Genomic DNA, 12,742 nt, shown 5'->3' on the forward strand with positions numbered 1-12,742 from the left:
CCGGCACCTCGACAACACTAGGGAGTTGCCCCGTCCACTGCGCTCATCGCGGGTGAGAAACCGGAGCAAGAGACGGGAGTTAAAGGCGTCTTGATCCGTGCCCGTCGACCGGAATCTGGCCTGTGGGACGATTCCACGCTACGTGACAGTCGGTCGTTTGTCACTCAAAACGCGGTTTTTCCTAACATATTGATAACGAAAACGTGGTCGGCCCGCGCAGTCGGTCGACGAGCGATCAGGCGGATGACGACGGCGTGGCCACGAAGATATGGCCGGCGACCTCACCCGGCAGTTCCAGCCCGTCGGTGAAGCCGTTCACCTGCACGCGCACGTAGGACCCCACGGCGGAGAAGACCCCGGCGGCACCCGGGATTACCCCCGCGCCCTTCAGCTGGGCCAGTAATTCGGGGTCAACCTGCACCGGTTCGCCCAGTCGGCGCACCACGGCCGTGACCGGGGCGCCGGCGCCGGCGACAAGGTCGACCAGGCTGGTGACTCCCGCCATGAAGGCCATGGCCGGTGAATCGCCGAGCTCATCGAGCCCCGGAATCGGGTTGCCGTACGGCGATTCGGTGGGGTGGCCGAGGATTTCCAGGATTTTCCGCTCGACGCGCTCGCTCATCACATGCTCCCAGCGGCATGCCTCGTCATGCACGAACTCCCATTCGAGGCCGATCACGTCGCTGAGCAGGCGTTCGGCCAGCCGGTGCTTGCGCATCACGTGCACGGCTTTACTGCGCCCGTCCACGGTCAGCTCGAGGTGGCGGTCGCCGGAGACAACCACCAGCCCGTCCCGTTCCATGCGCGCCACCGTTTGGGAGACCGTGGGTCCGGAATGCCCGAGGCGCTCGGAGATGCGCGCTCGAAGGGGCACGATGTCCTCCTCCTCGAGGTCCAGGATCGTGCGGAGGTACATTTCGGTGGTGTCGATCAGATCCGTCATGTCCAGCTTTCCTCTCGGCTCTCCACGTACTGCCCAACCTTATCGCCGTGACAGCGGCCATTAGAATCGCCGTATGTCGAACCTGATAATTCCCCCGGAACTTCTGCCTGCTGATGGACGTTTTGGCTGCGGCCCTTCGAAAGTCCGTCAAGAACAACTCGATCACCTCATTAAATTCGGTACGAGCATCATTGGCACCTCCCATCGCCAAGCACCCGTTAAAAACTTGGTCGGGCGCGTGCGCACCGGCCTCGCGGATCTGCTCCGCGCTCCCGACGGTTATGAAGTAGTCATCGGCAACGGCGGGTCCACCGCGTTCTGGGATGCCGCCGCGTTCTCCCTTATCCTCCGACGCAGCCAGAACCTCGTCTTCGGCGAGTTCGGAGGCAAGTTCGCCGCCGCCGCGGCCGCTCCGTTCCTCGAAACGCCCGATGTGATCAAGGCTCCGGCCGGCTCGCGCAGCGAGTTCGTCGTGACCGAAGGCGTCGACGTCTACGCCTGGCCCCAGAACGAGACCTCGACGGGTGTCATGGCACCGGTCACCCGTGTGGTCGCCGACCCCGGCGCCCTGACCGTGATCGACGCCACCAGCGCGGCGGCCGGCATCGACTACGAGGCCGACCAGGCGGATGTCTACTACTTCGCACCGCAGAAGAACCTCGCCTCCGACGGCGGACTTTGGATGGCCCTCTTCTCCCCGGCCGCGATCGACCGGGTGGAGCAGATCGCTGCGAGCGGTCGTTACATCCCCGAGTTCCTCAGCCTCAAGAACGCGATCGACAACTCGCGCCTCAACCAGACCCTGAATACCCCGGCCGTGGCCACCCTCCTGCTGATCGAGAACCAGCTGGACTGGATCAACGACAACGGCGGCCTGGCCTGGGCGTCCGCTCGCACCCGTGACTCGTCATCCGTTCTCTACGACTGGGCCGAAAGCGTCTCGTTCGCGACGCCGTATGTCGTCAATCCGGAGCACCGGTCACAGGTGGTCGCGACGATCGACTTCGACGACGCGATCGACGCCGCCGCCGTGGCCAAAACGCTGCGCGCCAACGGGATCTCCGACACCGAGCCCTACCGCAAGCTCGGTCGCAACCAGTTGCGCGTGGCCACGTTCACCGCGATCGAACCCGACGACGTGCGCCAGCTGGTTGCGTCCATCGAGTTCGTGGTGCAGAACCTGGGCAAGTAGCTCGGCATGCGGTTCTGGCTGAAGGACAGTGAGCGTCGGCCAGACCCGCTGCCGGCCCGCACGGATGCCCGCATGGCTTTCCTTGCGGGCTCCGCCGCCTGGTCAGTGGCGATCGTCCTCGCGGTCGTCTTCCGCGGCGAGCTCGCCGCCGCGGGGGTCGGCTGGTGGCTCTGGGCTGCCGTCATCGGCCTCGGCCTGGGGCTGGCCGGCCTGGCCTGGGTGGCCCTCCGGCGGCGTTAGGCCTTCACCGAAGTCGATCCCGTCGAGCACGTCTTCGCCGCGGTCGTCGTCGAAGTCCTCGTCGCCGAGGGCTAGCGGGTCGCCGTCCGACTCATGATCGTCGTCGTCATCGTCGTCGTCATCGTCGTCGTCATCGTCATCGTCGTCGTCGTCATCCGTTTCGACGTCATCCGATTCATCGTCCTGAACATCCAGCGCGTCCGCTGCGGCTCCGGCCGCCGCGAGTTCCTGTGCCATGCGGTAGTCGGCGAGGCGGTCAGACCACGGCACCCACTCGGGCGCGATCAGAGCCTCATCGCCCGGCGTGAGCTCAGCTTCCAGCACCGTAGGGTCGTCCGCGTCGACGCGAGCCAGGGTCACCGTCCAGCGCCACCCAGGGTAGCCGGCCAGGGTGCAGTCGAACAGCAGCGAGAGCACCTGCTCGCCTTCGACGATATGCCCGAGGGGTTCGCCGATAGTGTGATCCGGTGTGATTTCCAGGAGCGCCGCGCGCGCTTGGTCGACGGCGGCCAGCAGGCGCTCGTCAGCGATCGACTCATGCATCGAGTTCCTCGGCTACCTTGCGCAGCACTGCCGCGATCTTGTGGCTGTGGGCGCTGTCGGGGTAGCGGCCGCGGCGCAGGCTCGCACCGATTCCGTCGAGCAACTTCACGAGGTCCTCGATGATGATGGCCATGTCGTCGGCCGGCTTGCGGCTGAGTTTGACCAGGCTCGGCGGCGCCTCGAGAACGCGAACGGACAACGCCTGGGCGCCCCGCTTACCGTCGGCAATACCGAATTCGAGCTTCGTTCCCGCCTTGACCGTGACGCCGGCGGGCAGTGCAGAAGCGTGGAGAAAGACCTCATGGCCCTCGTCGGAAGTGATGAAGCCGAAACCCTTCTCCTCGTCGTAGAACTTGACCTTGCCGGTGGGCATCTGGACCTCGCTGAATTCCGGGCGCGCGGAATGCGCGCCAACCAGACCCAGCCTATTCGGTCCTACCGGTTCCCGCCCCGTATCCTTGGGTCTGTGACCAATCAAACTCCACACGCCGCGAGCCGGCTCGAACGCATCCTTGCTTACATGGTTGCGGGTGTGGTGGGTGCGTCCATCCTCGCGTTCTTTGCCGTCATCATCGGCACGGCAGTCGGCGCAGGGGCGGACAACGGTTTCGGCCAGGGGGTCTGGCCGGCGGTGCTTGCTTTGCCGCTGTTTGGATTGCCTCTCGGATTCGTGCTGATCATCGTCCTCATGGTGATGACCGGCATGCGTCGCGCTCGTGAGGCACGACAGAATATGGAGTAGCAATGCTCACTCTCGCTTCGCGCCTTCGGGCGCTGGATGACGCAGCGCTGCGTCGCACGATCGATCTCCGCACGGTCTCAGCCACGGGCATCCGTGATTTCTTCGATCTGGCCGAGGCTCTCCTCGAGCCGGACGCAATCCAACGAGTACTGTCGAGGCTCGACCGGGCCACGCTGGCGGTTCTCGCGGTCGCCGGTGAGTCCAGTCAGGGCACAGATGCCGCGCCCTCCCTGTTCGACCTCGCCGAACGCCTCTCTGAGTTCGCGGGTTCGCCCATGGACGTCGCCGAGGTTGCCGGTCGCGCCGCCGAACTTGACGCGCTCATGCTGGCCCGCCTGGCCGACGGGCGGTTCGCCCCGTACTCCGCGGTGACCACGCAACTCCTGTCCTGGCCGACACTCGGCTTGCCGAACGCGCTGGAACTCGCGTCCACGCCCGCGCCCGCCGCGCTGGCCAGCGTCGACAACACCGACACCCGGTTCACCGACCGGCTCGCGGCCGAGCGTGCCTTCGCCGCGGTGTCGTCAATAGCCGAACTGGTCACCGAACTCGCCCGCGAGCCGGCCCGCGAGCTCAGTCGGGGAGGACTCGGTCTGCCCGACACCAAGCGCCTAGCCGCCGTGATGAACGTGGACCTCGAGGCCGTGCCCTCATTCGTGGCCACCGCGTCCCGCGCGGAACTGATCGCCCACTCCGAGGGCTACTGGAATGCGACGGAGGCCGGCGAAGCCTGGCTGCTCGAAGGCACCGCCCGCCGCTGGGCGACCCTCGCCGAGGCCTGGCACGCGGCCCTGCCACCGGATGTGCGGGGCATCCTCGCCCACCGGCCAGGCGTGTCCTGGGGCGAGGTGCTGCGCAGCTACGTGGCGTGGCTCTACCCGGCCGGCGGCCAGTGGATGGACGACCGGGTCACCGAATTCGCCGATGACGCGGAACTGATCGGCGTCACGGCCCACCAGACCACAAGTCCGGCCGGCGCCGCGGTACTGGCCGGTGACCTCGAGGGTGCCATCTCCACGATGTCGGCCTCGCTGCCGGCCACCGGTGGCGCCGTCTACCTGCAGAACGACTTGTCGATCGTGTCCCCCGGCCCGCTCGCCCCGTCGATCGACACGCGCCTGCGCGGGCTCGCCGACGTCGAGAGCCGGGAGCTGGCCCTCAGCTACCGCATCACCGCCACCTCCGTGAATCGCGCCTTGGCGGCCGGGGAGAGCGCAGAGTCTCTGCTGGAGTTCCTGCGCACGGTTTCCCTGACCGGCATCCCGCAGCCCGTCGACTACCTGATCCGTGAGTCCGCCGCCCGCTACGGGCGGGTGCGCGTCGGTCCGGCCGACCCGGCGGATGCCCCGGCCCAGTCGTATGTCCAGTCCGACGACGCAGCGCTGCTGAGCACCATCGCCGTCGACCAGACCCTCGCCTCCCTCGGGCTCATCGCCGCCTCGGGCAGCCGGTTGACCAGCCGGTTTCCTGCCGATGTGGTGTTCTGGGCGCTCAGCGATGCCCGCTACCCCGTCGCAGCCGAGGACAAAGCTCACGAGATCGTGCACCTGCGCCGCCATCAGAGCGGCGCCCGGGTCGTTCCCGTCGAGACGCCCGACCCGGCCATCGCCCTGGTGGAGAAGCTCCGGGCCGCCGACGGTGGCGAGGGCCAGGCAGCGGATGCCTGGCTGGCCCGCCAGCTCGACTCGGCGATCAAGGCGAAACAGACCGTCGTCGTCAGCATCGCGATGCCCGGCGGCGTGGTGGTCGACTACCTCCTCGAACCGGCGAGCGTGGGCGGCGGGCGATTCCGCGCCCGGGACCGCCGGGCCGACATCGAGCGCACCCTTCCCCTGTCCAGCATCATCAGCATCACGCCGGCTCCGTAAGCGGTGCGAGCCTTCTCGCTGACCGGGCGTAGGATTGACGGCTATGTCTGATGGCCCGCTGATCGTCCAAAGTGACCGCACGGTTTTGCTCGAGGTCGCGCACCCTCTCGCCGAGGATGCGCGCCACGACCTGGCCGTCTTCGCCGAGCTGGAGCGTGCCCCCGAGCACATCCACACCTACCGAATCACCCGGCTCGGCCTGTGGAATGCCCGCGCTGCAGGGCACGACGCCTCCAATATGCTGGCCACGCTCGAGAAGTATTCGAAATTCGCGATCCCGCAGACCGTCAGCGTCGACATCACCGAGACGGTCGGCCGGTATGGCCGGCTCGTCATCGAGCGCGACGTCGAGGGTCAGCTCATCCTGCAGAGCAACGATGAGGCCGTTCTCACCGAGATCGCCGGCGCGCGCCGCATAGCCCCCCTCTTGATCGGGCATCCATCACCGGATTCGTTCCTGGTCGAGCCGTGGGCCCGCGGCCAGCTCAAGCAGGAACTGGTGAAGCTCGGCTGGCCTGCCGAAGACCTCGCCGGGTACACGCCGGGCACGCCGCATCCGATCGCCTTGAAGGAAGACGGCTGGGCACTCCGCGACTACCAGAACAAAGCCATCTCCAGCTTCTTCGAAGGCGGGTCCGGCGTGGTCGTGCTGCCCTGCGGGGCCGGCAAGACCCTGGTCGGCGCCGGAGCCATGGCCACCGCCAAGACCAACACGCTCATTCTCGTCACGAACACTGTCTCGGCCCGCCAGTGGCGCGATGAGCTGCTCAAGCGCACGACGCTGGCCCCCGACGAGATCGGCGAATACTCCGGCCAGGTCAAAGAGGTCAAGCCGGTCACGATCGCGACCTACCAGATCCTCACCGCCAAGCGGAAGGGAGAGTACGCGCACCTCGAGCTTCTGGACGCCATGGACTGGGGTCTGGTCATCTACGACGAGGTGCACCTGCTGCCGGCGCCCGTCTTCAAGCTCACCGCGGAGCTGCAGGCCCGCCGTCGCCTCGGCCTCACGGCCACTCTGGTGCGCGAGGACGGTCGCGAGGGTGACGTCTTCAGCCTGATCGGACCCAAGCGGTTCGACGCGCCGTGGAAGGAGATCGAGGCCCAGGGCTTCATCTCCCCTGCCTCCTGTTACGAGGTGCGGATCGACCTGCCGCAATCCGAGAGGCTCAGCTATGCCGCCGCTGCCGATGACGAACGCTATCGGATGGCCGCCACCGCGCCCGCCAAGCTCGACGTCGTGAGGCGGCTCGTCGCCAAGCACCCCGGGGAACGCATCCTCGTGATCGGCCAGTACCTCGACCAGATCGATGAGCTCGCTGACGCCCTGAATGCCCCCAAGCTCACGGGAGCGACCCCAGTCGACGAACGCGAACGCCTCTACCAGGCGTTCCGGGTCGGCGAGGAGAACCTGCTCGTGGTCTCAAAGGTCGCGAACTTCTCCGTCGACCTGCCGGAGGCCACCGTCGCGATCCAGGTGTCGGGATCGTTCGGCTCGCGCCAGGAGGAGGCCCAGCGCCTCGGCCGACTTCTCCGGCCGAAGGAATCCGGCCTGTCCGCGAACTTCTACACTCTGGTCGCCAGGGACACGGTCGACCAGGATTTCGCCCAGAACCGTCAGCGTTTCCTCGCCGAGCAGGGCTACTCCTACACGATCCTCGACTCCCAGAACCTGGACGCTCAGACCGCAGCCGTCTAGCCCTCTCCCCACAGAGAAAAATGGTGTGTGCGGCGGTCAGGATGCGCGTCGGCGGGCGTAGCGCAGGAAGAGCATGTCGCCGGCGGTCAGTACGTGCAGCAGGGACATGTCCCTGCTTGCGGTGTCTCTGCCCAGGGCGATCCGCCCGGCCGGGCCGCCCTCGAGCACGGGGCTGACGGTCAGGCACAGCTCGTCAATGCAGTCCGCCTCGATCAGTGCGCCGAACAGGTGCGGCCCACCCTCGCAGAGAACCTGCACCAGCCCGCGCTCGGCCAGCGCCGCCACCATTTGGCGCGGGTTTACGGCGTCCTCCCCGCACACCAACACGTCGGCCACTTCGGCCAAATCGCGGCGTCGCTGCAGCGGCGATGCCGCGTGCGTCACGACCAACGGGCGCACCGCGGCGTCGGCGAAGAGCGGATGCGACGGGTCGAGGTCCAGCCTCGAGGAGACCACCGCGACCGGCGGCTGGGCACCGAGCCCGGCACCGACCCGCCAGGCGGCATCCGCCGGATCGAGACGGATACCGCCGTACCCCTCGGCGCGCACCGTTCCCGCACCGACCACGATCACGTCGGTGAGTGTCCGGAGGGTGTCGAAGACGAGCTTGTCGTCGGTGTTCCCCAGCCCGCCGCTCATCCCCGCCCGGGTGGCCGCGCCGTCAAGACTGGCGATGAAGTTCACCCGCAGGTGCGGAACCGCCCGGTCCATCACCGCATAACGGATGATCAGCTCCTCACGCTCGAGCATCGTCAGGCCAGGTTGTGGCGCAGATACGCCGGTTCGCGGAAGCCCAGCATCGCCTCGGTCATCCGCACGGCGTCGACTGCGGCGCTCACGTTATGCATGCGCACGATGCGGGCCCCCTGCAGGATGCTGAACACGGCGGCGGCCAGCGACCCCTCCACGCGGGCCCCGCGTTCCCGGTTCAGCGTCTCCCCGATGAAGTCCTTGTTCGACACGGCCACCAGGGTCGGATAGCCGAGCGCGGTGATTTCGGAGAGCCGGCGCGTCAGCTCCAGCGAGTGGCGGGTGTTCTTGTTCAGGTCGTGACCCGGGTCGACGAGGATCCGAGCTGCCGGCACGCCCCGCCCGAGCGCCAGCTCGACCCGCTCACGCAGGAACGCCCCGACCTCGTCCACGACGTCCCCGTAGGCCGGCGCCGGCCACGGTGTGCGCGGCGGCGCCAGGCTATGGGTGATCACGAGCGTGGCGTCGCTGTCCGCGACCACATCGGCCATGACGGGATCATGCACCCCCGTGGTGTCGTTGATCACGTGGGCGCCGGCAACCAGGCTCGCCCGCGCCACGGCGGGATGGAACGTGTCCACGGAGATGACGGCGCCCGAACCGCGGAGCGCCTTGATCACCGGCACGACCCGATCGATTTCCTCCTCGATCGGGATGGCCGGACCGGGCGCGAACTTCGCACCGCCGATGTCGACCCAGTCGGCGCCGTCGGAGATCGCACGCCGCGCGGCGTTCACAGCTTCATCGAGGGCGAAGGTCGCGCCCCTGTCGTAGAACGAGTCCGGCGTGCGGTTGACGATGGCCATCACGGCGACTTCCCGGGAGAAGTCGAACATGCGCCCGCCGATCAGTCGCTGCGGGTGGATCAGGTAGGGCAGCGACGGGCCGGGCCGGGTGATCGCGTTGTCCATGTCAGGTCCTTCAGTCGGGTGCACCGGCGAGTAGTTCGTCAAGTGCAATGCTCTCATCCGCGAGCCGGGACGCGTCGACCCGCACTCCCGTCCGAATGAAGCGCTGCACGGTCTCGTTGACATTCCAGACATTCACATTCAGGCCGGCGACGACCTGCCCGTCCGCCACCCAGAAGGCCATGAACTCCCGGCCGGCCCGGTCGCCGCGGAACACCACCTCCGCGCCCCGCGCCAGGGTTCCGTACCCCGAGTATTCCATCCCGAGATCGAACTGGTCCGTGTAGAAGTACGGAATGGCGTCGTAGCTCACCGCCTGGTCGAGCATGGACCGCCCCGCGGCAGCGCCGGCCCGCTCGGCGTTGTCCCAGTGTTCGAGGCGCAGGTGGTGCCGGAGCACGGGGTGGAAGACGGATGCGACGTCGCCGACCGCGTAGACATCCGGGTCGATCGACCGGAAGGCCGCGTCGACCACGATGCCGTCGTCGACCGCCATGCCCGCGTCCCGGGCCAGCTCCGTGTTCGGCTCGGCGCCGATGCCCACCACGACGACGTCGGCCGGGACGACCTCTCCGTCGCTGAGCAGCACTCCCGTGACATGCCCCCCAGCCCCCATCAGATCCACGGTCCGAGTGCCCGTACGCAGCTCAACACCATTCACGCGATGCAGCTCGGCGAACACTGACCCAACCTCGGCGCCGATCACGGCGGCCAGCGGAGCACCCTCCCGGCCGAGGACCGTGACGGCGTTCCCATATCCGCGGGCGGCGGCGGCGACCTCCAAGCCGATCCAGCCCGCCCCGACGATCACCACGCGCCGGTTGCCCGGCTCGAGTTCGGCTCGCAGCGCCTGTGACTCCACGACCGTGCGCAGGTGGTGCACACCATCCAGTGCGGCACCCGAGCCGGGGAAGCGCCGGGACGACGCACCGGTGGCCAGGAGCAGCTTGTCGTAGCGCACCGCACGTCCCTCCTCCAGGGTGACCTCGTGGGTGTCCAGGGCCAAGCCGGTCACCCGGTTCCCCAGCCGCACGTCGATGCCGCGGTCCCGGTACCATTCGGCCGGGTGCACGTCGATCGTGTCCCGCGCCGAAGTGCCGGCCAGGTAATCCTTGGACAGGGGCGGCCGCACATAGGGGTGCTCGTCTTCCCCGGCGAGCAGCACGATGCCTCCGTCGAACCCTTCCGAGCGGATGGCCTCGGCCGCCCGGGCCCCGGCCAGCCCGGCCCCCACAATTACAAAGATCGGTACGCGCATCTTGGTCTCCCAACCCCGCATCGGCCTGATTTGCCCACCAATCTACCCACCTCGGCGCACCCTCGCCCTTTTCAGTGAACTTCCAGCTAACACGCAGATACTAGGGTCATGACTGACGGTCCCCGCATCCTTATTGTCGACGACGAGCCCAACATCAGGGATCTCCTCACCACGAGCCTTCGTTTCGCCGGCTTCGCCGTTCGCGCCGTCGGCAACGGCGCCCAGGCGATCTCTGCCGTGCTCGAGGAAGAACCCGACCTCATCATCCTTGACGTCATGCTGCCTGATATGAACGGCTTTGGGGTGACCAAACGCCTGCGTTCCGCCGGCTACACCGCCCCCATCCTCTTCCTCACGGCAAAAGACGACACGGAAGACAAGATCACCGGCCTGACGGTCGGTGGCGACGACTACGTCACCAAGCCGTTCAGCCTCGACGAGATCGTGGCCCGGATCAAGGCGATCCTGCGTCGCACCATGCACGCCGACGAAGACGCGGTCATCCGGGCCGGCGAACTCACCATGGACCAGGACACCCACGAGGTCCTCGTGGGCGAGGCACCCATCGAGCTCAGCCCCACCGAGTTCAAACTGCTGCGTTACCTGATGCTGAACCCGAACCGGGTGCTGTCCAAGGCCCAGATCCTGGACCACGTGTGGGAATACGACTTCAACGGGGACGCCGGCATCGTGGAGTCCTACATCTCATACCTCCGCCGTAAGGTGGACGCGCACTCGACGGAACCCCTCATCCAGACCAAGCGTGGCTTCGGCTACATGCTCAAGGCCACCAAGGCGTAGTCCCAGGCAGCGCCCATACACTGGCAAGCCTGATGCATCAGTCACTTACGGAGCGGTGGAGCCGCGTTTCCCTGCGGTCCAAGATCACGGGTGTCACGGTCCTGATGCTCACCCTCGGACTTCTCGTCTCCGGGATCGGCACCATGGCGATGCTTCGTCAGTATGTGGTCCAGCAGGTCGATTCCCAGCTTCAGGTTGACGCCCAGTCCGCCTCGAACAGCTATTCGGCGGCGGCACTCGGCCAGGGCACCACAGCCGTGGTGTCCTCCGACTACTACGTCGCCCTCTACGACGAGCACGGTCGCCTCAAGGACCACACGTGGCGCGATCGCCCCAGCGACGAGCTCCCCCACGTGACGGGCTCGCTCGACCTGCAGACCGTGATGGAACTCGACGGCAGGACGATGACGCTGACGGGCGCGGCGCACGACACCGAATTCCTCGCGGTCGCCGTCCCTCTCGTGATCTCCCCCCAGGGGACCCTGGGAACCCTCGTCATGGCGGTCTCGCTGAAACCGACCGAGAACACCATGGCCACCTACCTCACCATCTTCCTGGGCTTCGGCCTCGGAGTCGTGCTCGTGGGCGCCCTGCTGACCCGGCTTCTGGTCACCACCACCTTCGCCCCCCTGCGCGAGGTTGAGCGCACGGCCGCCGCCATCGCCGACGGCGACTTCAGCCAGCGCCTCGGCGGCGCCACGCCCAATACCGAGGTCGGGCGTCTCAACCGGTCCCTCAACACCATGTTGAGCCGCATCGACCGTCTGTTCAAGGACCGCGCTCGCACCATCGACCAGATGCGCCGCTTCGTCGGTGATGCCAGCCACGAGCTGCGTACTCCCCTCGTGTCGGTGCGGGGATATGCCGAGCTCTACCGGATGGGCGCCCTCCAGTCGCCTGAGGAGATCGCGCAGGCCATGGAACGGATCGAGAAGGAAGCGATCCGCATGGGGGGGCTGGTCGAAGACCTGCTGGAGCTGGCCCGACTCGATGAGACGAAGCCGCTCGCGCCCGCTCCGGTCGACCTGATCCCGCTTGCCCGCGACGCCGCCCTCGACGCCATGGCCTCCTCCCCCGGTCGCACCATCACGGTCATCACACCTATTCCCGCAGAGTTCGAGGACACTACCGATCGCCCGGCCATCGACCTCGCGCACTCCACGGGCGAGGTTCCCGCAGCAAACGCATCGGGTCCGAAGACCGAGGAGACGAGCCCACCGGCGAGCGGTTCCGTCTCCTTCGCGGGCGCCACCCTGGCCCGGCTGCGCACGCGCAAGCCACGCAAGACGGATGTACCGGCATCCATCCCGGAACCGACAGCCGTCGCCGAGCCTGCCACCGTACAGGCCGTGGTCATGGCCGAGGAGAACAAGATCCGTCAGGTCATCACCAACCTGATGGGCAACGCCCTGCGATTCAGCCCGGCAGACAGTCCGGTTGAACTCGAGGTTGCCGTGGACCGACGCAACCAGCGGGCCTCCATCGCCGTCATCGACCACGGCGAAGGCATCCCACCCCAGATCCGCGACAAGATCTTTCAGCGATTCTGGCGTGCCGACACCTCCCGGGCCCGCGAAACCGGCGGCAGCGGCCTCGGCCTGGCCATCGTCGCCTCGATCGTGGCCAGTCACAACGGCACTGTGCAGGTCGTGGACACCCCCGGCGGCGGTGCGACCTTCCGGGTCTGGTTCCCGCTTGCCTGCTCCCCGAGCGCACCCCAACGCGTCGCCCCTGTCCCCACCTCGTAGGGATCAGTCGTCAGCTCGTGACGATCACGGGTGCGCCGCCCACGGCACTC

General features: G+C 67.4%; 12 protein-coding genes and 1 pseudogene. 7 read left to right on the forward strand and 6 right to left on the reverse strand.

Annotated elements, in window-relative coordinates:
- Positions 1 to 235: 235 nt before the first annotated feature.
- A complete protein-coding gene (locus E3O65_RS02695; protein WP_134362215.1) occupies positions 236 to 943 on the reverse strand; it encodes an iron-dependent transcriptional repressor DtxR in 708 nt (235 codons plus the stop codon).
- Between the two features lie 73 nt (positions 944 to 1,016).
- Between E3O65_RS02695 and serC the strand changes: the two genes are divergently transcribed.
- Positions 1,017 to 2,135, forward strand: coding sequence for a phosphoserine transaminase (gene serC, locus E3O65_RS02700; protein ID WP_134362216.1), 1,119 nt, complete (start codon positions 1,017 to 1,019; stop codon positions 2,133 to 2,135).
- Positions 2,136 to 2,141: 6 nt separating this feature from the next.
- Positions 2,142 to 2,312: pseudogene (locus tag E3O65_RS17465) on the forward strand (DUF2530 domain-containing protein); the annotation flags it as partial.
- Here E3O65_RS17465 and E3O65_RS17470 read toward each other — a convergent pair.
- Complete coding sequence (locus tag E3O65_RS17470; protein ID WP_134362217.1) at positions 2,238 to 2,918, reverse strand: DUF3027 domain-containing protein; 681 nt, start codon at positions 2,916 to 2,918, stop codon at positions 2,238 to 2,240. The pseudogene E3O65_RS17465 and the gene E3O65_RS17470 overlap by 75 nt on opposite strands.
- Positions 2,911 to 3,291, reverse strand: coding sequence for a cold-shock protein (locus E3O65_RS02710; protein ID WP_134362218.1), 381 nt, complete (start codon positions 3,289 to 3,291; stop codon positions 2,911 to 2,913). Before E3O65_RS02710 ends, E3O65_RS17470 begins: the two co-directional genes overlap by 8 nt.
- Positions 3,292 to 3,384: 93 nt before the next feature.
- Here E3O65_RS02710 and E3O65_RS02715 point away from each other — a divergent pair, with 93 nt between their 5' ends.
- The 3 genes from E3O65_RS02715 to E3O65_RS02725 are packed head-to-tail and all read left to right on the forward strand — an operon-like array spanning position 3,385 to position 7,227.
- Positions 3,385 to 3,660 carry a hypothetical protein gene (locus tag E3O65_RS02715; protein ID WP_134362219.1) on the forward strand — a complete coding sequence of 92 codons (276 nt, stop codon included), beginning with the start codon at positions 3,385 to 3,387 and terminating at the stop codon, positions 3,658 to 3,660.
- Between the two features lie 2 nt (positions 3,661 to 3,662).
- Complete coding sequence (locus tag E3O65_RS02720) at positions 3,663 to 5,528, forward strand: helicase-associated domain-containing protein (protein WP_134362220.1); 1,866 nt, start codon at positions 3,663 to 3,665, stop codon at positions 5,526 to 5,528.
- A gap of 43 nt (positions 5,529 to 5,571) precedes the next feature.
- A complete protein-coding gene (locus tag E3O65_RS02725; RefSeq protein WP_134362221.1) occupies positions 5,572 to 7,227 on the forward strand; it encodes a DNA repair helicase XPB in 1,656 nt (551 codons plus the stop codon).
- A 36-nt stretch (positions 7,228 to 7,263) separates the two neighbouring features.
- On the opposite strand, the gene E3O65_RS02730 is transcribed toward E3O65_RS02725, so the two are convergent.
- The 3 genes from E3O65_RS02730 to E3O65_RS02740 are packed head-to-tail and all read right to left on the reverse strand — an operon-like array spanning position 7,264 to position 10,143.
- A complete protein-coding gene (locus tag E3O65_RS02730; RefSeq protein WP_134362222.1) occupies positions 7,264 to 7,977 on the reverse strand; it encodes a pyrimidine reductase family protein in 714 nt (237 codons plus the stop codon).
- Positions 7,978 to 7,979: 2 nt separating this feature from the next.
- The gene (folP, locus tag E3O65_RS02735) at positions 7,980 to 8,888 is read right to left on the reverse strand and encodes a dihydropteroate synthase (RefSeq protein WP_134362223.1); all 909 of its coding nucleotides are present in this window, start codon (positions 8,886 to 8,888) and stop codon (positions 7,980 to 7,982) included.
- Between the two features lie 10 nt (positions 8,889 to 8,898).
- On the reverse strand, positions 8,899 to 10,143 hold the full coding sequence (locus tag E3O65_RS02740; RefSeq protein ID WP_134362224.1) for an NAD(P)/FAD-dependent oxidoreductase: 1,245 nt from the start codon (positions 10,141 to 10,143) through the stop codon (positions 8,899 to 8,901).
- 108 nt (positions 10,144 to 10,251) lie between these two features.
- On the opposite strand from E3O65_RS02740, the gene E3O65_RS02745 reads away from it, so the two are divergent.
- Both E3O65_RS02745 and E3O65_RS02750 read left to right on the forward strand, forming a co-directional pair.
- Positions 10,252 to 10,944: a response regulator transcription factor gene (locus tag E3O65_RS02745; RefSeq protein ID WP_134362225.1), complete on the forward strand. Its 693-nt coding sequence runs from the start codon at positions 10,252 to 10,254 to the stop codon at positions 10,942 to 10,944.
- Positions 10,945 to 10,976: 32 nt separating this feature from the next.
- Positions 10,977 to 12,692 (forward strand): sensor histidine kinase, encoded by a 1,716-nt coding sequence (locus tag E3O65_RS02750; RefSeq protein ID WP_134362226.1) that lies wholly within the window; start codon positions 10,977 to 10,979, stop codon positions 12,690 to 12,692.
- Positions 12,693 to 12,742 lie beyond the last annotated feature (50 nt).

The organism is Cryobacterium breve (assembly GCF_004402375.1).
Lineage (GTDB): Bacteria > Actinomycetota > Actinomycetes > Actinomycetales > Microbacteriaceae > Cryobacterium > Cryobacterium breve.